The organism is Cognatazoarcus halotolerans (assembly GCF_009800965.1).
Lineage (GTDB): Bacteria > Pseudomonadota > Gammaproteobacteria > Burkholderiales > Rhodocyclaceae > Cognatazoarcus > Cognatazoarcus halotolerans.
The window spans coordinates 18,265-36,599 of sequence record NZ_WUAF01000025.1; the positions used below are offsets into that span (position 1 = coordinate 18,265).

General features: G+C 60.2%; 21 protein-coding genes. 20 read left to right on the forward strand and 1 reads right to left on the reverse strand.

The genetic code is table 11. The features are described 5' to 3' along the window. Window positions 1-51: 51 nt before the first annotated feature. From plsX to GQB03_RS20645, 7 genes are all read left to right on the forward strand, one after another. Complete coding sequence (plsX, locus tag GQB03_RS20615) at window positions 52-1,065, forward strand: phosphate acyltransferase PlsX (protein ID WP_159693335.1); 1,014 nt, start codon at window positions 52-54, stop codon at window positions 1,063-1,065. Beyond that, entirely contained in the window at window positions 1,062-2,027 is a 966-nt protein-coding gene (locus tag GQB03_RS20620) for a beta-ketoacyl-ACP synthase III (protein WP_159693337.1), read from the forward strand. Before plsX ends, GQB03_RS20620 begins: the two co-directional genes overlap by 4 nt. A 187-nt stretch (window positions 2,028-2,214) precedes the next feature. After that, complete coding sequence (gene fabD / locus GQB03_RS20625) at window positions 2,215-3,147, forward strand: ACP S-malonyltransferase (RefSeq protein ID WP_159693339.1); 933 nt, start codon at window positions 2,215-2,217, stop codon at window positions 3,145-3,147. A 2-nt stretch (window positions 3,148-3,149) separates the two neighbouring features. Further along, window positions 3,150-3,899: a 3-oxoacyl-ACP reductase FabG gene (gene fabG, locus GQB03_RS20630; RefSeq protein ID WP_159693341.1), complete on the forward strand. Its 750-nt coding sequence runs from the start codon at window positions 3,150-3,152 to the stop codon at window positions 3,897-3,899. An 88-nt stretch (window positions 3,900-3,987) separates the two neighbouring features. Then, window positions 3,988-4,227 (forward strand): acyl carrier protein, encoded by a 240-nt coding sequence (acpP, locus tag GQB03_RS20635; RefSeq protein ID WP_159693343.1) that lies wholly within the window; start codon window positions 3,988-3,990, stop codon window positions 4,225-4,227. 131 nt (window positions 4,228-4,358) lie between these two features. Beyond that, window positions 4,359-5,594: a beta-ketoacyl-ACP synthase II gene (gene fabF, locus GQB03_RS20640; RefSeq protein ID WP_159693345.1), complete on the forward strand. Its 1,236-nt coding sequence runs from the start codon at window positions 4,359-4,361 to the stop codon at window positions 5,592-5,594. Beyond that, entirely contained in the window at window positions 5,557-6,084 is a 528-nt protein-coding gene (locus GQB03_RS20645; RefSeq protein WP_327517306.1) for a protein YgfX, read from the forward strand. The genes fabF and GQB03_RS20645 overlap by 38 nt, the downstream gene beginning before the upstream one ends. Before the next feature lie 75 nt (window positions 6,085-6,159). On the opposite strand, the gene nadB is transcribed toward GQB03_RS20645, so the two are convergent. Then, a complete protein-coding gene (gene nadB / locus GQB03_RS20650) occupies window positions 6,160-7,773 on the reverse strand; it encodes an L-aspartate oxidase (protein WP_235027163.1) in 1,614 nt (537 codons plus the stop codon). A 200-nt stretch (window positions 7,774-7,973) separates the two neighbouring features. On the opposite strand from nadB, the gene rpoE reads away from it, so the two are divergent. From rpoE to GQB03_RS20715, 13 genes are read left to right on the forward strand one after another with little or no spacing between them, the layout of a single operon-like run. After that, window positions 7,974-8,573: an RNA polymerase sigma factor RpoE gene (rpoE, locus tag GQB03_RS20655; protein ID WP_159693405.1), complete on the forward strand. Its 600-nt coding sequence runs from the start codon at window positions 7,974-7,976 to the stop codon at window positions 8,571-8,573. A gap of 2 nt (window positions 8,574-8,575) precedes the next feature. Next, a complete protein-coding gene (locus GQB03_RS20660; RefSeq protein WP_159693349.1) occupies window positions 8,576-9,127 on the forward strand; it encodes a sigma-E factor negative regulatory protein in 552 nt (183 codons plus the stop codon). Further along, window positions 9,124-10,086, forward strand: coding sequence for a MucB/RseB C-terminal domain-containing protein (locus GQB03_RS20665; protein WP_159693351.1), 963 nt, complete (start codon window positions 9,124-9,126; stop codon window positions 10,084-10,086). The genes GQB03_RS20660 and GQB03_RS20665 overlap by 4 nt, the downstream gene beginning before the upstream one ends. Continuing rightward, a complete protein-coding gene (locus tag GQB03_RS20670) occupies window positions 10,083-10,538 on the forward strand; it encodes a SoxR reducing system RseC family protein (RefSeq protein ID WP_159693353.1) in 456 nt (151 codons plus the stop codon). The genes GQB03_RS20665 and GQB03_RS20670 overlap by 4 nt, the downstream gene beginning before the upstream one ends. A 9-nt stretch (window positions 10,539-10,547) precedes the next feature. After that, window positions 10,548-11,960, forward strand: coding sequence for a Do family serine endopeptidase (locus tag GQB03_RS20675; RefSeq protein ID WP_159693355.1), 1,413 nt, complete (start codon window positions 10,548-10,550; stop codon window positions 11,958-11,960). Then, on the forward strand, window positions 11,960-12,202 hold the full coding sequence (locus GQB03_RS20680) for a glutaredoxin family protein (protein WP_159693357.1): 243 nt from the start codon (window positions 11,960-11,962) through the stop codon (window positions 12,200-12,202). The genes GQB03_RS20675 and GQB03_RS20680 overlap by 1 nt, the downstream gene beginning before the upstream one ends. A 60-nt stretch (window positions 12,203-12,262) precedes the next feature. Continuing rightward, the gene (lepA, locus tag GQB03_RS20685; protein WP_159693359.1) at window positions 12,263-14,059 is read left to right on the forward strand and encodes a translation elongation factor 4; all 1,797 of its coding nucleotides are present in this window, start codon (window positions 12,263-12,265) and stop codon (window positions 14,057-14,059) included. A 34-nt stretch (window positions 14,060-14,093) separates the two neighbouring features. After that, window positions 14,094-14,882 carry a signal peptidase I gene (lepB, locus tag GQB03_RS20690; RefSeq protein ID WP_159693361.1) on the forward strand — a complete coding sequence of 263 codons (789 nt, stop codon included), beginning with the start codon at window positions 14,094-14,096 and terminating at the stop codon, window positions 14,880-14,882. A gap of 14 nt (window positions 14,883-14,896) precedes the next feature. Then, the gene (locus GQB03_RS20695; protein WP_159693363.1) at window positions 14,897-15,250 is read left to right on the forward strand and encodes a DUF4845 domain-containing protein; all 354 of its coding nucleotides are present in this window, start codon (window positions 14,897-14,899) and stop codon (window positions 15,248-15,250) included. A 14-nt stretch (window positions 15,251-15,264) separates the two neighbouring features. After that, window positions 15,265-15,936 carry a ribonuclease III gene (rnc, locus tag GQB03_RS20700; protein WP_159693365.1) on the forward strand — a complete coding sequence of 224 codons (672 nt, stop codon included), beginning with the start codon at window positions 15,265-15,267 and terminating at the stop codon, window positions 15,934-15,936. An 8-nt stretch (window positions 15,937-15,944) separates the two neighbouring features. Beyond that, entirely contained in the window at window positions 15,945-16,844 is a 900-nt protein-coding gene (gene era / locus GQB03_RS20705) for a GTPase Era (protein WP_407644553.1), read from the forward strand. A 12-nt stretch (window positions 16,845-16,856) separates the two neighbouring features. Next, a complete protein-coding gene (recO, locus tag GQB03_RS20710) occupies window positions 16,857-17,579 on the forward strand; it encodes a DNA repair protein RecO (RefSeq protein ID WP_159693369.1) in 723 nt (240 codons plus the stop codon). Continuing rightward, the gene (locus tag GQB03_RS20715) at window positions 17,576-18,331 is read left to right on the forward strand and encodes a pyridoxine 5'-phosphate synthase (protein ID WP_159693371.1); all 756 of its coding nucleotides are present in this window, start codon (window positions 17,576-17,578) and stop codon (window positions 18,329-18,331) included. The genes recO and GQB03_RS20715 overlap by 4 nt, the downstream gene beginning before the upstream one ends. Window positions 18,332-18,335: the final 4 nt, after the last annotated feature.

The window sequence follows — 18,335 nt, forward strand, 5'->3', positions numbered from 1 at the left end:
GCACGCGCCGTTTTTGTGTCCACCTATTGAGTTTCGACTGAAATAGCGCCGATGAATGTAACGCTCGCTATCGACTGCATGGGCGGGGATCACGGTGTCTCGGTGACGATCCCGGCTGTGGAGTCGTTTCTGCGTGCCGACGCCGAGGTTTCCGCAATCCTCGTAGGACTGCCTGAGGCGCTCGAGCCGCACAAGGCCGCGCTGATCGCCGGATTCGGTGATCGAGTGCGCTTTCGGGCAGCCTCCGAGGTGGTTGGCATGGCCGAAGCGCCGGCCAGTGCCATGCGCAGCAAGAAGGATTCCTCGATGCGCGTCGCGATCGACCTTGTCAAGTCGGGGGAAGCGCAGGCTGCGGTATCCGCGGGCAATACCGGCGCCCTGATGGCCATCTCGCGCTTCGTGCTGAAGACCCTTCCGGGCATTGATCGCCCGGCGATCGCTTCGATCCTGCCGACCATAAAGGGGCACTGCCATGTGCTCGATCTGGGTGCGAACGTCGATTGCACTGCCGAGCATCTACTTCAGTTCGGCATCATGGGCGCGATGCTGGTGGCGTCGGTCGAGCATATCGATCGGCCCTCGGTCGGTTTGCTGAACATCGGCGAGGAAGAGATCAAGGGCAACGACGTGGTCAAGGAAGCGGCGGAGCTGCTCAGGCAGAGTGGCCTGAATTTCTTCGGCAATGTCGAGGGTACCGATATCTACAAGGGCACTACCGACGTGGTTGTCTGTGATGGATTCGTCGGTAATGTCGCGCTCAAGACCTCCGAGGGTCTGGCTCAGATGCTGGCAACCTTTCTCAGGCAGGAGTTCAGTCGCAACTGGCTGACCAAACTGATGGCCCTCGTGGCGATGCCGGCGCTCAAGCGCTTCAAGCACCGTGTGGATCATCGTCGCTACAACGGTGCGAGCCTGCTGGGACTGCGAGGCGTGGTCGTGAAGAGTCACGGTTCGGCGGATGCATATGCTTTCGAGCGGGCGGTGTGGCGTGCCGCAGAGGAGGCGCGCAACTGTCTGATCGAGCGGATCAGCGAACGTATGGCACTTCGGGAGAATCCTGCATGATCTACGCACTCATTGCCGGAACAGGCAGTTACCTGCCTGGTCAGCCGGTCAGTAATTCGGATCTGGTTGCGAGGGGGATCGATACTTCCGACGAGTGGGTGGTGGAGCGTACCGGAATCCGTGCCCGCCACCTCGCGGAGGCTGGGACGACTGCTTCCGATCTTGCCCACCAGGCTTCGCTTCGCGCGATCGAGGCCGCGGGCGTCGCCGTCGATGAGATCGACCTCATCATTGTCGCGACCTCGACGCCGGATTTCATCTTCCCGAGCACGGCGACCTTGCTTCAGTCGAAGCTCGGTATTCGGAACAGCGGTGCCGCGTTTGATGTGCAGGCGGTGTGCAGCGGGTTTGCATATGCGCTTTCGATTGCCGAAAAGTTCATTCGCTCGGGTAGCCACAGCAAGGCGCTCGTGGTCGGTGCCGAGATATTTTCGAGAATCCTCGATTGGTCCGACCGGGGGACCTGTGTCCTCTTCGGTGACGGTGCCGGCGCAGTGATTCTCGAGGCATCCGATAAACCCGGGATTCTCGCCAGCGCCATTCATGCCGACGGTTCGTACAACCCGATTCTCTGTGTTCCCGGCAGTGTGGCCGGTGGAGCGGTGACCGGTGATCCGTTCCTGCGCATGGATGGGCAGGCCGTATTCAAGTTCGCCGTAAAGGTGCTCGGCGAAGTGGCCGGGGAAGTGCTCGGGCAGGCCGGAATTTCGGCCGCGGAGGTCAACTGGTTGATTCCGCATCAGGCCAACATTCGTATCATCCAGGCGACGGCCAAGCGTTTGGGGATACCGATGGAGCAGGTGGTCACGACCGTGGCTGAGCACGGCAACACTTCAGCGGCATCCATCCCGCTGGCGCTTGATCTGGCCATACGTGACGGTCGTGTGCGGCGCGGCGACAAAATCGTTCTCGAGGGTGTCGGTGGCGGATTTACCTGGGGTGCCGTATTGCTGGAGTACTGATCGCCACGGATCCGGTCTGTCAGTGACGGGGTCGAGAATGCATCGAATTACCGGTAGATGTGTTGTGCAGACCGAGCGCGGGTGGCTGGGTTTGCATGGATTTGACGGCATGCTTTGCCAGGCTGTTGGACGGTGAAGCGGGTCGCGGGATTCAAGAAACCAGGAAGATATGACTAAGGGGGGCGCAATGGCGTTTGCACTCGTTTTTCCGGGGCAGGGATCGCAATCTGTTGGAATGATGACCGCATATGGCGAATCCGCGGTAATTCGTGAAACCTTCGCGGAGGCGTCTGCGGCGTTGGGTGAAGATCTTTGGCAGATGGTGTGCGAGGGTCCGACCGAGCGCCTGGCCATGACGGTCAACACCCAACCGCTGATGCTGACGGCAGGCGTTGCCGTCTATCGGGCCTGGCTTGCGGCAGGCGGGGCGAAACCGGCAATCATGGCCGGGCACAGTCTTGGTGAGTACAGTGCGCTGGTTGCGGCAGGGGTTCTTGCCTTTGCGGACGCCGTTCCGCTCGTCCGGTTTCGTGCTCAGGCCATGCAGGACGCGGTGCCCAAGGGCGAAGGTGCAATGGCCGCGCTTCTGGGGCTCGATGTCGCAGCAGTTCAGGAAGCCTGTGCGGAGGCTGCGGCGGGAGAGGTCGTCGAGCCGGCGAATCTCAACGCCCCGGGACAGATCGTGATCGCAGGTGGTGCGGCGGCAGTGCAGCGCGCAGTGGAAATCGCCAAGGCCAAGGGTGCGAAGCGAGCGGTCCTGCTGCCGGTCAGCGCGCCCTTCCACTGTGCGCTCATGCGCCCGGCGGCCGAGCGTCTGCAGGAGCGCCTTGCCGGGGTTTCACTGTCGGCCCCGCAGATTCCCGTGCTGAACAACGTTGATGTAGCAACGTACGACGATACCGATCGCATTCGCGACGCGCTTGTCCGCCAGGCGTTTTCTCCGGTACGCTGGATAGAGTCGATACAGGCGATTGCCGCGCGTGGTGTCGGGCAGGTTTACGAGTGCGGTCCGGGCAAGGTGCTCGCCGGAATGAGCAAGCGGATCGAATCCGCGCTGGTGGGTGGGGCGATTGCGGATGCGGACGGATTGCAGCAGGCAATCGCGGCTACTGGAGCTTGATTATGCAGGGACAACTAGACGGGCGCGTAGCACTCGTTACCGGGGCAAGTCGTGGTATCGGTCGCGCCGTCGCAATGGCGTTGGCCGGCGAGGGCGCAAGGGTGGTGGGTACGGCCACATCGGAGTCTGGCGCCCAGGATATCTCCAGGGGCTTTGAGGAAGCCGGTCTCGATGGTTTGGGCATTGTCCTGAATGTTACCGATGCCGCAGCTTGCGACCGGGTTCTGGAGCAGATCGAAAAGGACCAGGGCACCGTATCCATACTGGTCAACAATGCCGGTATCACCCGCGACAATCTTGCAATGCGGATGAAGGACGAGGACTGGGATGCGGTGATCGATACCAATCTCAAGTCGGTATTCCGCATGTCGCGACTCGTCATGCGCGGCATGATGAAGGCGCGCGGTGGACGGATCATCAACATTACGTCGGTGGTGGGAAGTTCGGGAAATCCGGGCCAGGCAAATTATGCGGCGGCGAAGGCGGGTGTCGCAGGCATGACGCGCGCACTTGCACGGGAACTCGGGAGTCGCAACATCACGGTCAATTGTGTCGCGCCCGGCTTCATCGATACCGACATGACTAAAGCGCTCCCGGATGCCAGTCGCGAAGCTCTGGTCGGTCAGATCGCGCTGGGTCGGTTGGGCCGGCCTGAAGAAATTGCCGCAGCGGTCGCCTTTCTTGCCTCACCGGGCGCTGCCTATATCACTGGATGCACCTTGCACGTCAACGGTGGCATGTACATGGCGTAAGCCCTGCCCCCATGGCGGTATTCGGGCTTTTTGGTAGAATACGCCGGCTTTTATCACACACCCGCACAAATCAGGGAAGGAGTTTTTCATGGAAAACATCGAACAACGCGTCAAGAAAATCGTCGCGGAGCAGCTCGGTGTTAACGAGTCGGAAATCAAGAACGAATCCTCGTTCGTTGATGATCTTGGTGCAGATTCGCTGGATACGGTGGAACTGGTCATGGCGCTTGAAGAAGAGTTCGAGTGCGAAATTCCGGACGATGAAGCCGAGAAGATCACCAGCGTCCAGCAGGCGATCGATTACGTCAGTGCCCATCTGAAGAAGTAATTTCCTCTACGTTCCGGCTTCCGCTGCGGGCCCGTTTGCCTGAACTGCCTTAATGGGCGGTGGCGCGGGCCCGAGCCCTGTATTGGGTGATTGCCGGATTTTTTCGTACCTAGAACGTTACGGAGTTGCCCGTGTCGCGTCGTAGAGTCGTCGTCACCGGACTTGGTGCAGTGTCACCGGTCGGTAATAGCGTCCCCGAAGCCTGGGACAATCTGCTTGCCGGGAAGAGCGGAATCGGCCCAATCACGCGTTTCGACGCGTCTGCCTTCTCCGCCCGGATTGCCGGAGAGGTAAAGGGTTTTGACATCACCGGCTATCTTTCGGCGAAGGAAGCCCGCCGTATGGATATCTTCATCCACTACGGCATGGCCGCCGGCATTCAGGCAATCAGGGATTCGGGTATCGAGGTCACGAATGCCAATGCCCACCGCATCGGCATAAACATCGGTTCGGGGATCGGCGGCTTGCCGATGATTGAAGGGACCCACCACGAATTTCTTGCGGGCGGACCGCGCAAGATTTCTCCTTTCTTCATTCCCAGCACGATCATCAACATGATCTCGGGCAACCTTTCGATCATGTATGGCATGAAAGGTCCGAACATCGCCGTGGTGACGGCCTGCACTACTGGCTTGCATGCGATCGGGCTCAGTTCGCGGATGATCGAGTACGGCGACGCCGATGTCATGGTCTGCGGAGGGGCCGAGTCGACAGTCACGCCGCTCGCCGTTGGTGGCTTTGCTTCCGCCAAGGCCTTGTCGACGCGAAACGATGATCCGGCAACGGCCAGCCGCCCATGGGATACCGGCCGGGACGGGTTCGTACTCGGTGAGGGAGCCGGGGTGCTGGTGCTCGAGGAGTACGAGCATGCAGTCAAGCGTGGAGCCCGGATCTACGCAGAGCTTTCGGGATTCGGAATGAGCGGTGACGCGTACCATATGACCGCTCCTGACACCGACGGCCCGCGCCGGAGCATGGTGAACGCACTCAAGAACGCGGGAATCAATACCGATGAGGTGCATTATCTGAATGCCCATGGTACGTCGACACCGCTCGGTGACAAGAACGAAACCGAAGCCATCAAGCTTGCTTTCGGTATCGATGATGCAAGGAAGCTTGTCGTTAATTCGACGAAGTCGATGACCGGGCACTTGCTGGGTGGTGCCGGTGGCCTCGAATCGGTGTTTACCGTACTGGCAGTGCATCACCAGGTGTCTCCGCCGACGATCAACATCTTCGAGCAGGATCCTGAATGCGATCTCGATTATTGTGCCAACGAGGCTCGTCAGATGAAGATTGACGTCGCCTTGAAGAACAATTTTGGCTTCGGTGGAACCAACGGAACACTTGCTTTCAGACGGGTGTGATCCGCGTCGGCGCGAGCAAGCTCTGCGCTTTCCGGTTCGTCTGTATCTCAGGCCGTCGCGCCGGATCGTACATCTTCTATGTCTGATCCATGGCGTGACGGCCCTGTCTTTTCTGGCTTCCAGCCTCGGCGTTCTTGGCCGGACTGTCGGTATTTTTGCCGTTCTGCTGAATCTTGGCTTTGCGATTCGAAGGATCCGGAAGACGCTCCCGACACAGCTCGTACTCGAGGAAAACGGAAATCTGCGGTGCGCTGATCAGGAGGGGCTGCCGGAGGAGTCGTGTACGCTGGCCGGATCCTGCCGTGACCTCGGCTGGGCTGTGTGGCTCAAATGGCATGAGCACTCGGGGCCCCGCCGGCATGTCATGCTGTTGCCCGACATGCTTGAAGACGGCGAGGCATGGCGTTTCCTGCGCATCTGGCTTGGACACAAGGTGGCTGGCGCGGTGCTATCCAAAGCATCGGCGGTGGGGGGCAGCGATGCGGGGTGAGTTTCCAGAGATGTCTGAGGCCATTCGATGCCGCTTGCGACGGTACTTCGCGGGCCGCGCGGAGCAGCTTCAGGGCTAAGCTACCCGACGGCGATACTGAGTCGGCCGCAGAATCGTACTGGCTGCCTTGGCCAGGGTTTCAGGATAATCGCGGCTGTAATGCAGCCCACGGCTTTCCTTCCGGCGCATCGCGCTGCGAACGATGAGATCCGCTGTTACCACGAGATTGCGCAACTCAATCAAGTCATTGGTGACGGTGAAGTTCGCGTAGTACTCGTCGATCTCGCGGGAAAGCAAGCCGATACGGTGTTGTGCCCGCTCGAGCCGCTTGCTCGTTCGCACGATTCCAACATAGTCCCACATGAAACGTCTCAATTCGTCCCAGTTGTGCGAGATCACGATTTGTTCGTCCGCATCGGTAACGCGACTTTCATCCCAGCCTGGCAGGGTTGGAAGCGGGTGCATTGGTTGAGAGAGAATGTCTCGGGCGGCAGCTTCGCCAAATACCACGCACTCGAGCAGCGAATTGCTCGCCAGGCGGTTGGCGCCATGTAGCCCGGTACAGGCCGTCTCCCCAACCGCGTAAAGACCCTTCAGGTCGGTTCTGGCCGAAAGATCGGTGACCACGCCGCCACACGTGTAGTGTGCCGCCGGAACGACGGGAATCGGTTCTGCGGTGATGTCGATGCCGAGCTCCATGCAACGCCCATAAATTGTGGGGAAGTGCTCAAGGAGGAACTCAGCCGGTTTGTCGCTGATATCGAGGAACACGCAGTCCAGGCCATGCTTCTTCATCTCGAAGTCGATTGCCCGTGCGACGATGTCACGTGGCGCGAGTTCGGCGCGTCGGTCATGATCGGGCATGAAGCGGTGGCCATCGGGCAACCGCAGGATACCGCCCTCGCCGCGGACAGCTTCGCTTATGAGGAATGATTTTGCCTGTGGGTGATAGAGGCAGGTCGGATGAAACTGGATGAACTCCATGTTTCCCACCCTGCAGCCTGCACGCCAGGCCATGGCGATACCGTCTCCGGTGGCGGTGTCAGGGTTGGTGGTGTAGAGATAGACCTTGCCCGAGCCGCCGGTGGCGAGTACGGTCTGGCGCGCTGCAAAACTGACCACCTGATCGTGCTTGATGTCCAGCACATAGGCACCGAGACAGCCTTCCGCTGGCCTGCCGATCTTGTCGCCGACGATAAGGTCTACGGCAATGTGGTCTTCAAATACCGAAATGTTGGGGTGGGCGAGAACTTGTTCGGAAAGCGTTCGCTGCACGGCCGCGCCGGTTGCGTCGGCGGCGTGGATGATGCGCCGATGGGAATGGCCGCCTTCTCTGGTGAGGTGATATCCCAATGCCGTGGCGTCGTCCCGCGAGAAGGGAACGCCCCGCGCGATGAGCCACTCGATGGCCTCGCGTCCGTGCTCGACGACAAATCGGGTAGCGGCCTTGTCGCATAGTTCGGCGCCGGCGGTATGTGTGTCCGCTTCGTGCGCGTCGAGACTGTCCGACGGGTCGAGGACCGCTGCGATGCCGCCCTGTGCCCAGGCGCTTGCTCCGTCGGAGATGCCGCGTTTGGTGACGAGCGCTACCTTGAGTGTGTCAGCCAGCCGCAGGGCCACCGATTGCCCGGCCAGTCCACTGCCGAGGATAAGGACGTCGAATTGGATCACGGTGGGGACAAGCAGCACTAGTAAAGGCTCGGAGTCTAATCCAAGTCCGTCTCAGGTCAACTTAGATGCAATAACCACATTCGCGCATGAACTAATTTCCACAGGGTGAGTCACTACCTCCGAATTCCGCTTTGGCGGGCATGGTGCGGGTTGGTTATACTTGGCGCGCCCTGGGATGTCTCCAGGCTATATCAACATCAGGTATTCATCTCCCGCTCATGAGCGATCGCGAAATTGATCAACAGCTTGTCGAACGCGCGCAGCGTGGAGACAAGCAGGCGTTCGGCCTGCTGGTATCGAAATACCAGAGAAAGCTGATGCGTCTGTTGTCAAGGCTGGTTCGCGATTCGGCGGAAGTCGAGGACGTTGCGCAGGAAACCTTCATCAAGGCCTATCGCGCGCTTCCTTCGTTTCGTGGAGATAGTGCGTTTTACACATGGCTTTATCGCATCGGGATCAACACTGCGAAGAATTTCCTGGTTTCACAAGGTCGCCGTGCGCCTACGTCGACCGGTTTCGATTCTGAGGAGGCGGAGACCTTCGAAGAAGGTGAACAGCTAAGGGACAACAACACGCCTGAGCGGCTGATGTTGTCGAAACAGATTGCGGAGACGGTGGATGCGGCGATGGATTCGCTGCCGGAAGAGTTGCGGACAGCGATCATGCTGCGCGAGCTCGAAGGCATGAGTTACGAAGAGATCGCCGGCGTCATGGAGTGTCCGATCGGGACTGTGCGCTCGCGCATATTCAGGGCACGCGAAGCAATATCCGAAAAGCTGCGACCGTTGCTCGATACGGCGCCGGACAAGCGGTGGTGATGATGAAAGAACAGATTTCTGCGTTGATGGATGACGAAATTGATGCGGCGTCGAGCGAAGCCGCGCTGGATCGTCTTAGGCGTGACGAAGAACTGCGCCGGAAGTGGAGTGACTACTGCATGGTGGGCGACGCGCTCAGAGGTGAGGCCGGGGTGGCGGACGAATTCACCGCGCGTGTCATGATGATGATCGATGCCGAGCCGACGGTGCTGGCTCCGGTGCGCACCACCCGCGACGCAAAGCGCAGAGGCTCGGCCGTTGAGCGAACAATGCCGTTGGTCGCGTCGATGATGGGGGTCGCCGCCGTTGGCTGGATTGCTTATACGCTCAATTCCGGTGGCGAGGCAGCGTCGGCACAACCGCTTGCGCTGACGAGAGCGCCGGTCGTCTCGACGGTGGCGCTGCAGACACGTGGTGATGCGGGACTCAGTGTGGGTGAGTCGCACCGCGAGTATGTGTTCGTTCACCAGGCGCTCTCGGGAAGCGGTCCGATGCCGGGTGTTACGCAGTATGTGCGCACCGTGGCGGAACAGCCTGCGGACCTCGCTCAATGAAGCAACTGCTGGCGGCAGCGCTGCTTGTATTCGGGGCGCTTACCGCCCGTGCGGAGGGTTCCTCCGATCCGCTCGCCTGGTTGGGCCGTATCACGATGGCGGGCAAACAACTCAATTATTCTGGTTTGGTCGTCTATCACGCTGGAGAACGGAGCGAAACCTCGCGTATCTCGCACATGGTGGTTGCCGGAGATGAGTTCGAAAAGCTCGAGACGCTGGATGGGAGTCCGCGTGAGGTGATTCGGACACGTGACGAGGTTCGCTGTTTCCTTCCCGGTCAGCGTACCCTGATCGTCGATCAGCCTTTGGGGCGTCGCTCTTTTCCGTCTCGTCTCACGTCGTCCTATGCGAGTCTTGCCGAGTCGTATCGCATTCGTAAAGGGGAAGTGTCGCGAGTCGCTGGACTGGAGGCGCAACAGATCGTACTTGAGCCGAAGGACGAGCTTCGCTTCGGGCATGTGCTCTGGGCGGACGTCAAATCGGGCCTTCTGCTCAAGGCGAAGATGGTCAGCCGCTCAGGCAAAAGCATCGAACAGTTTGCATTCAGTGAGATCAATATCGGTGCGCAGATGGAGCAGTCGGAGTTTCGCAGCCGGTTCGACAACGCCAACGGTTGGAGGGTGATCAACGCCCGTGGGACCGAACTCGCTGGCGACTCCTTGGGATGGACCTTTCGCAACCCGTTGCCCGGTTACAGGATGACGAGTGCCGTCAAGCGCAGCATCGGTCCGAACCGGGGCGACGTGACGCACATGGTGTTTTCGGACGGATTGGCTGCGGTATCGGTGTTCGTTGAGCAGGTCTCGGACGATGATACGAGTCCGGAAGGCGCGTCGACCTCGGGTCCCGTCAATATCTTCAAGCGGCGCGTCGGCCGTTTTCTGGTGACCGCGCTTGGCGAGGTGCCCGACAAGGCGCTACAAATGCTTGCCGACGGTGCCGAACCGGTAGTGCGATGATTGAAGCGCATGCAACCGTCGTCAGCGCTTCCGGTGATCGTCTGCGCGTGCGGGTCGATCCCGCACGCGGTGGCTGCGGCCGCTGCAACGAACCGGGTGGGTGTGGAGCAGCAAGGATCAGTGATTTGTTCTGTCCCAACCGGAATGAATTCGAAATCGACAACAGTATCGGCGCACGTAGCGGCGACGAGGTGATACTGTGCATCGCTGAAGGGGCCTCTCTCCGGGCTGCGCTGGTCGGTTACGGTCTGCCGGTCGGTCTTGTCGTCGCGGGCGCAGCGGTGGGGACGGCTTTCGCAACGAGTGGGGCCGAGGATCTGTGGGCGTTTGCGGGCGCGCTTGTCGGGGTGGTCATGGCGCTGCCGATTGGACGCGGGTTGCGGCGTCGTGGTGGGTGGCACTCGGAGATCGAGTTGCGTAGCGCGGCCGATGGCAAGGCCTGTCCGCATTGAGGCACGAATATGGCGGCTCAGTGGCTGAATCGACTCGTTGTGCTGTTGGTGGTGCTGGTCGGTTGTGGTCTGGCCGCAGCCAGGGACCTTCCCGAGTTTTCCGGGCTTGTCGAGACCAACGGGCGGGCGGTAGTCAATATTTCCGCGCAGCGGGATTTTGTCGCCGATGAGGCTCCGCTCAGGCCCAGCCTGATTCCCGGCCGCCCTGGGCGCATTGACCGCATGCCGCCGGGGCATGGGGCGCAACCCGATGAAGAGGACGGCGATCCGGCGGTGGGGTCGGGCTTCATCATCGATCAGGCCGGCTATATTCTTACGAATGCACATGTCGTGAATCGCGCGGACCAGATCATCGTTCGCATGTATGACAAGCGCGAGTTTCGTGCTCGACTGGTTGGCAGCGACAGGCGTACTGATGTGGCTCTCCTGAAGATCGATGCCACTGGCCTGCCCGTCGTGAAGACTGGAGACCCGTCGAAGCTGAAGGTTGGTGACTGGGTTCTGGCGATCGGCTCCCCGTTCGGCTTCGAGCAGTCCGTCACGGCCGGGATAGTGAGCGCAAAGGGTCGATCCCTGCCTGACGAGAGTTATACCCCCTTCATACAGACGGACGTCGCAATCAATCCAGGAAACTCGGGTGGCCCGCTCTTCAACCTGAATGGTGAAGTGATCGGCATCAACGCCCAGATATTCAGCCGTACCGGTGGCTTCATGGGCTTGTCGTTTGCAATCCCCATTGATGTGGCGCTCGCGGTACAGAGGCAGCTGCGTCAGAGTGGCAAGGTCAGCCGCGGGAGGATCGGTGTCCTCATTCAGGAAGTTTCGAGGGAGATTGCCGAATCGTTTGGTCTGACCCGTCCGGCGGGCGCCCTGGTAAGCATGGTCGAGAGGGGGTCCCCGGCCGAACGTGCGGGGATCCGACAGGGGGATGTGCTCGTGAGCTTCAATGGTCAGGCGGTAGGCGTGTCTTCCGATTTGCCGAGAATCGTTGGTGGCACGACTCCCGGTACAAGTGTTCCGGTCCGTTTCTGGCGTGGTCTTGCGCTTCAGGAGGCGCAGGTGCAGGTCGGATTGATGGACGAGCAAATGGAAGCGCCTCGTCGAGTCGCGCACTCGAGCCGCGGCAGCGGTATCTTCGACAGACTGGGGCTGGCTGTCAGCGAGGCAACGACGGTTCAGCGGCTCGAACTCAAGCTGGCGGGGGGCGTCGTGGTCAGGAAAGCGCGTGGGCCGGCTGCGCTTGCAGAAATTGGTCCGGGCGACGTCATTGAAGCGGTGGTCTTGCGGGGCAAGCGGATCAGAGTCGAGAGTGTGAGTCAGTTCAAGAGTCTGATCGAACCCCTCGACGCTGGACAAGGGCTCTCCTTGTTGGTGCGACGAGGCGAAATGTCGAGTTTCGTGGGATTGAGGGTGGACGACTGATGGCTGCGCTTAAGGTATTCATTCATGAGTGGTGTCATCTTTGCCACGATCTTCTTTCGGATCTGGCCCCCGTCGCGCGGGAGCTGGAGCTGTCGGTCGAGGTGGTTGATCTGGCCGGAGATCCAGAGCTGGATGCACGTTGGGGCGAGTATGTGCCGGTGGTAATGGCGGGGGACAAGGCCTTGTGCCATTACCGCCTGGATGCGGATGCCGTTCGTGCCCACTTCCGGAATTTCCGCTAAAATCCGCGACTTACACAGGCGATCGAGGGTGCCGGATGGCACCCTTTTTAATTGGGCAACATGGAACACATTCGAAATTTTTCCATCATCGCGCACATCGACCATGGCAAGTCGACGCTGGCTGACCGGCTGATCCAGTTCTGCGGTGGCCTTTCCGATCGTGAAATGGAGGCGCAGGTGCTCGATTCCATGGATCTCGAGCGCGAGCGCGGCATCACCATCAAGGCGCAGACGGCAGCACTGCAATACAAGGCGCGCGACGGCCAGATCTACAACCTCAACCTCATCGACACCCCGGGCCACGTCGACTTTTCCTACGAGGTTTCGCGTTCTCTGGCGGCTTGCGAGGGGGCGCTGCTGGTCGTCGATGCGTCCCAGGGGGTCGAGGCCCAGACGGTGGCGAACTGCTATACGGCGATCGAGCAGGACGTCGACGTGGTGCCCGTCCTCAACAAGGTCGATCTGCCTGCGGCCGAACCCGACAACGCGCGCAGCGAAATCGAGGACGTGATCGGGATCGATGCGTCGAATGCGATTCTCTGTTCTGCCAAGACCGGTCTTGGCGTTGACGAAGTTCTCGAGGCAATCGTCGCACGGATTCCCCCGCCCAAGGGCAATCCCGACGGGCCGCTGAAAGCGCTCATCATCGACTCGTGGTTCGACAACTATGTCGGTGTGGTCATGCTGGTAAGGGTTGTCGATGGCGAACTCAAGCCCAAGGACCGGATCCTGCTGATGTCGACGGGGATGCAGTATCCGTGTGACCAGGTCGGTGTGTTTGCCCCCAAGGCGCTTGCACGTGACGCCTTGCGGGCGGGGGAGGTGGGTTTCATCATCTCCGGGATAAAGGAGCTGGATGCCGCGAAGGTGGGCGATACGGTGACCACCGGTGGGCGCCCCGCCGCAGAGCCGCTTGAAGGCTTCAAGGAAATCAAGCCCCAGGTGTTTGCGGGTCTGTATCCGGTCGAGTCGAGCGAGTTCGAACAACTTCGCGAATCGCTCGAAAAGCTCAAGCTCAACGATGCATCGCTTCAGTTCGAGCCGGAGGTGTCGCAAGCGCTGGGCTTCGGCTTCCGCTGCGGTTTCCTGGGCCTGCTGCACATGGACATCGTGCAGGAGCGGTTGGAGCGCGAGTTCGACATGGAACTCATCACCACAGCGCCAACCGTGGTCTATCAGGTACTCCAGAAAGATGGTTCGATCCTCAACGTGGAGAACCCGTCGAAGCTGCCGGATCTGTCGAAGATTGAGGAGATTCGTGAGCCGATCATCACAGCGACGATCTTTCTGCCACAGGACTATGTCGGTCCGGTGATCACCCTGTGCAACCTCAAGCGCGGCATGCAGGTCGATATGCGCTACCACGGGCGGCAGGTCCAGCTGGTATACGATCTGCCGATGAATGAGGTGGTCATGGACTTCTTTGATCGCCTCAAGTCGGTATCGCGCGGCTATGCATCGCTGGATTACGAGTTTAAGGAGTACCGGGCAGGTGATCTCGTCAAGCTCGACGTGCTCGTCAATGGCGAAAAGGTCGATGCGCTATCCACCATCGTGCACCGGGCGAGTGCGCAATACCGGGGCCGCGAACTTGCCTCGCGGTTGCGCGCGTTGATTCCGCGCCAGATGTTCGATGTTCCTGTGCAGGCGGCCATCGGTTCGACGATCGTGTCGCGGGAAACCATCAAGGCTCTGCGAAAGAACGTGCTTGCCAAGTGCTATGGCGGCGATATCACCCGGAAGAAGAAACTTCTCGAAAAGCAGAAGGAAGGCAAGCGCCGCATGAAACAGGTGGGCAACGTGGAAATTCCGCAAGAGGCCTTCCTGGCAGTGCTGAGAACCGACGAGGGTAAATAGACTCGGCCTGCGCCGTTTCCGATCAGGAGTTGTTGTGAATTTTGCATTGATTCTTTTCGTTCTGCTGGTCATTACCTGCGTGCTGTGGGTAGCCGACCGCTTTTTTGCCAGGAAACGCCGGGCCCCGGGCAGCCCGGCGCCATGGTGGGTCGAGTGGGGCGCAAGTTTCTTTCCCGTGATCCTGGTGGTCTTCTTTCTTCGCTCCTTTCTTGTCGAGCCCTTCAAGATCCCATCGGGATCGATGATTCCGACCCTGCTGGTTGGTGATTTCATTCTGGTCAACAAGTTCGATTACGGCATTCGTCTGCCGGTGATCAACAAGAAGATCATCGAGATCGGCGAGCCACAGCGCGGTGACGTGATGGTTTTCCGTTATCCGCCGGATCCTTCCATGGACTACATCAAGCGGGTGGTCGGCCTCCCGGGGGACCGTGTCGAGTACATCGACAAGCGTCTGACCATCAATGGTGTTCCGGTCGCGGTCACCAAGCAGGACGATTATCTGAATACGGATCGCCTTCATTTTTCGCCACGCTATCTCGAAAAACTCGGAAACGTCGAGCATTCGATCCTGATCGAGGACGATGCACCTGCTTACGTCCCGCAGGTGCTCGATTTTCCTGGGCGTGAGGGGTGTACCTATACGCGTTCCGGTGTTAGCTGTACCGTGCCGGCGGGGCATTACTTCATGATGGGTGACAACCGCGATGCAAGCAGCGACAGTCGCGTCTGGGGTTTTGTGCCGGAAGAGAACATCGTCGGCAAGGCATTCTTCATCTGGTTCAATTTCGACAATCTGAAGCGCATCGGAAGTTTTCACTGAAAGGGGAGTGGTGAATGTATAGACAGCGCGGACTGAGCCTCATCGGCGTACTGTTCATCGGTGCGATTCTGGGTTTCCTCTTCCTCGTCGGCCTGAGGGTCGTGCCTGCAGTAACCGAGTATCTTGCGATCAAGCGCGCCATCTCGTCGGTGGCGTCGGAGGCGAGTGGGGAGGCGACGGTTTCGGAATTGCGGCGCAGTTTTGACAAGCGAGCCGATGTCGAAGACATCAGGAGTGTTCAGGGCGCTGATCTCGACATCACCAAGGTTGGCGGGAAGGTCGCGATCACGGCCGACTACTCGCGCAAGATACCGTTGGTTGCAAACGTCAGCCTGCTGATCGATTTCAACGCAGCGACAGAGCGTTAGGACAGATCCGTCGGATGGATTACGCGCGCTTGCAGGCGGCGATCGGCTATCGATTCGGGCAGGAGTCCCTGCTTCAACAGGCCCTGACGCACCGCAGCTTCGGTACCCCTCACAACGAGCGGCTGGAGTTTCTCGGTGACAGCATCCTCAATTGCACGATTGCAATCGAATTGTTCGAGCGTTACGAGCGGCTGCGCGAAGGTGAAATGTCGCGTCTGCGGGCGACGCTTGTTCGTCAGGAGGCGCTGCACCAGATTGCGGTTGTGTTGAATCTGGGGTCGTTCCTGCGTCTGGGTGAAGGCGAGCTCAAGAGCGGCGGGTTTCGCCGCCCGTCGATCCTTGCCGATGCGCTGGAAGCGCTTTTTGCGGCAGTGTTCCTGGATGGCGGGCTCGAGGCGGCTCGGGGCGTCATTTCGAAGTTGTACCGTCCGATGATCGATGCGCTGGACAACAGGGCGGTGCTCAAGGATCCCAAGACGGCCTTGCAGGAATGGCTGCAGGGGCGCCGCAAGCCGCTGCCTCGTTACGAACTCGCCGAGATCAGGGGTGAGGCGCATGCGCAGGAATTCGAGGTGACGTGCGTAATCGACCAACCATCGGTGCGGACGATTGGAGTCGGACCCAGCCGGCGGGCTGCCGAACAACAGGCCGCGCAGGGCGCGCTGCAGAGGTTGCAAGGAAAATGAGCGAAAGCATGGAAAGTCAGATCCCCGAGGGATTTCACAGTGGCTTCGTGGCAATCGTGGGGCGTCCGAACGTGGGCAAATCCACGCTGTTGAACAGGCTGGTCGGCCAGAAAATCAGCATCGTATCGCGCAAGGCGCAGACCACGCGACACCGCATCACCGGCGTCCTGACTCAGGACGATGCGCAGTACGTGTTCGTCGATACGCCGGGTTTCCAGACGCGGCACAGCAATGCACTCAATCGCACCATGAACCGCACGGTTACCCAGGTGCTGGCCGACGTGGACCTCGTTTTCATGGTCATCGAGGCTGGGCGGTTCGACGGCGCGGATCGTCAGGTGGTCAATCTGCTGCCGCCCGACGCGAAGGTGGTGCTGGTGATCAACAAGGTGGATCAGCTGGCCGACAAATCGAGGCTCCTACCCTTCATCGACGAAATGCAGAAGGTTTTCGGTTTTGCGGAGATTGTTCCACTGAGCGCTGAGAAAGGAACGAACGTGGATGCGCTGCTCAAGACCGCTCGGCAGTATCTTCCCGAGGGCATGCCGATGTTCGGACCGGACGACATTACCGACCGCAGCGAGCGTTTCATGGCGGCCGAGTTTCTGCGCGAGAAGCTGTTCCGACTGCTTGGTGACGAGCTCCCTTACGGCATCGCGGTCGAGATCGAGAAGTTCGAAACAGAGGGACAGCTGCGGCGCATTCATGCAGCGGTGATCGTCGACAAGGCTGGTCACAAGGGCATCGTGATCGGCAAGGGCGGGGAGCAGCTCAAGCGCATCGCCTCCGAAGCCCGCCAGGAACTGGAGCAGCTGTTCGATGGCAAGGTGTTTCTCGAGGTGTGGGTCAAGGTGAAGAGCGGCTGGTCTGATGACGAGCGCGCATTGAAGAGTCTTGGCTACGAGTAAGCCGGTCCGTCCGTGAGTGCCCGACAACGGGTCGAACTTCAGCCCGGCTTCGTTCTTCACACCCATCCATGGCGGGAAACCAGCCTGATCGTCGAGCTGTTTTCTCGTGATCATGGCCGCATGCCGATGGTCGCGAAAGGCGCTCGGCGCCCTGCCTCGGTCTTGCGGGGCGTGCTGATGTCGTTTCAGCCGCTGCTGGTCGACTGGTCCGGCGGCGGCGAGGTCAAGACGCTTGTGCGTGCGGAATGGCAAGGTGGCCTGCCCCTGCTCGGTGGAAGGGCATTACTGTGCGGCTATTATCTTAACGAGCTGCTGATACGCTTACTCCCGCGCGAGGATCCGCATCAGGCCCTGTTCGGTCATTACGGTGAAGCCTTGCGTGCGCTTTCGTCCGGCGGCGATGCCCAGCGCGTCCTGCGGCGTTTTGAACTCGCCCTGCTGCAGGAATTGGGGTATGGCATCGATCTGTCCGTTGACGCCGATAGCGGCGAGCCGGTAAAGGCCGGCGAAAGCTATGTCTTTATAATCGAGCGTGGCGTGCTTCGGGTCGAAGGAGACTCCGGTGATCTGCCGGTTCTCTCGGGCAGGACGCTTCTGGCGCTTGCTGCTGGAGATTTTTCATCGGCGGAGACGCTCGCGCAGGGCAAGGTGTTGCTGCGGCGACTTATCAATCATTACCTCGGCGGGCAGCCACTGCAGTCGCGCCGAGTTTTTACGGAGCTCATGGAACTGTGATCGAACTCGGCGTGAACATCGACCATGTCGCAACCCTGCGTCAGGCCCGCCTCACTTATGAGCCGGACCCGGTGTGGGCTGCGGTCGAGGCGCATCTCGGTGGCGCGGATGGTATTACTGTCCATCTGCGGGAGGACCGGCGTCATATTCAGGACCACGACGTGCGCAAGTTGCGGGATCTTACGCAGATCAAGCTGAATCTTGAGATGGCGGCTACCGACGAAATGGTCCGTATTGCGTGCGAGGTACGTCCCGAGATGGCAATGCTGGTACCCGAGGGGCGACACGAGGTAACCACGGAAGGCGGCCTTGATGTGCTTGCGCAGGAGGCCCGTCTGCGTGATGTGGTCTCTCGGCTTGCCGATGCGGGCATCGTCGTGAGCGTGTTCATCGATGCGGAGATCGCCCAGGTCGAGGCGGCCGCAAGGATCGGCGCCCGGGTCTGCGAGATTCACACCGGACCGTACGCCCATGCCTTTCATGCTGCCGGGCGTGACGCCGAGAGCGCAGCGGTCCTGGCCGAGATCGAAAAGCTCCGTACTGCCGGAGAGGCGGTCCGCGCCTTGAACATGCGCTTCAATGCCGGGCACGCATTGAATTTCTACAACGTCCAGCCGATTGCCCGCCTGCCTGCGGTGCGGGAGCTCCACATCGGCCATGCAATCGTGAGTCGTGCGGTGTTCTCCGGTCTGCGGGAATCGGTTCGCGAGATGAAGCGCCTGATGCGCGAAGCCGCGGCGCGAGGTGCCTGAGGGT

Coding starts and splice junctions, on each gene's coding strand:
- GQB03_RS20680 (WP_159693357.1), top strand. CDS start 11,960: ATGGCTGCGCTTAAGGTATTCATTCATGAGTGGTGTCATCTTTGCCAC.
- era (WP_407644553.1), top strand. CDS start 15,945: ATGGAAAGTCAGATCCCCGAGGGATTTCACAGTGGCTTCGTGGCAATC.
- rpoE (WP_159693405.1), top strand. CDS start 7,974: ATGAGCGATCGCGAAATTGATCAACAGCTTGTCGAACGCGCGCAGCGT.
- plsX (WP_159693335.1), top strand. CDS start 52: ATGAATGTAACGCTCGCTATCGACTGCATGGGCGGGGATCACGGTGTC.
- fabG (WP_159693341.1), top strand. CDS start 3,150: ATGCAGGGACAACTAGACGGGCGCGTAGCACTCGTTACCGGGGCAAGT.
- fabD (WP_159693339.1), top strand. CDS start 2,215: ATGGCGTTTGCACTCGTTTTTCCGGGGCAGGGATCGCAATCTGTTGGA.
- GQB03_RS20660 (WP_159693349.1), top strand. CDS start 8,576: ATGAAAGAACAGATTTCTGCGTTGATGGATGACGAAATTGATGCGGCG.
- lepA (WP_159693359.1), top strand. CDS start 12,263: ATGGAACACATTCGAAATTTTTCCATCATCGCGCACATCGACCATGGC.
- GQB03_RS20665 (WP_159693351.1), top strand. CDS start 9,124: ATGAAGCAACTGCTGGCGGCAGCGCTGCTTGTATTCGGGGCGCTTACC.
- GQB03_RS20620 (WP_159693337.1), top strand. CDS start 1,062: ATGATCTACGCACTCATTGCCGGAACAGGCAGTTACCTGCCTGGTCAG.
- GQB03_RS20675 (WP_159693355.1), top strand. CDS start 10,548: ATGGCGGCTCAGTGGCTGAATCGACTCGTTGTGCTGTTGGTGGTGCTG.
- acpP (WP_159693343.1), top strand. CDS start 3,988: ATGGAAAACATCGAACAACGCGTCAAGAAAATCGTCGCGGAGCAGCTC.
- rnc (WP_159693365.1), top strand. CDS start 15,265: ATGGATTACGCGCGCTTGCAGGCGGCGATCGGCTATCGATTCGGGCAG.
- GQB03_RS20670 (WP_159693353.1), top strand. CDS start 10,083: ATGATTGAAGCGCATGCAACCGTCGTCAGCGCTTCCGGTGATCGTCTG.
- GQB03_RS20695 (WP_159693363.1), top strand. CDS start 14,897: ATGTATAGACAGCGCGGACTGAGCCTCATCGGCGTACTGTTCATCGGT.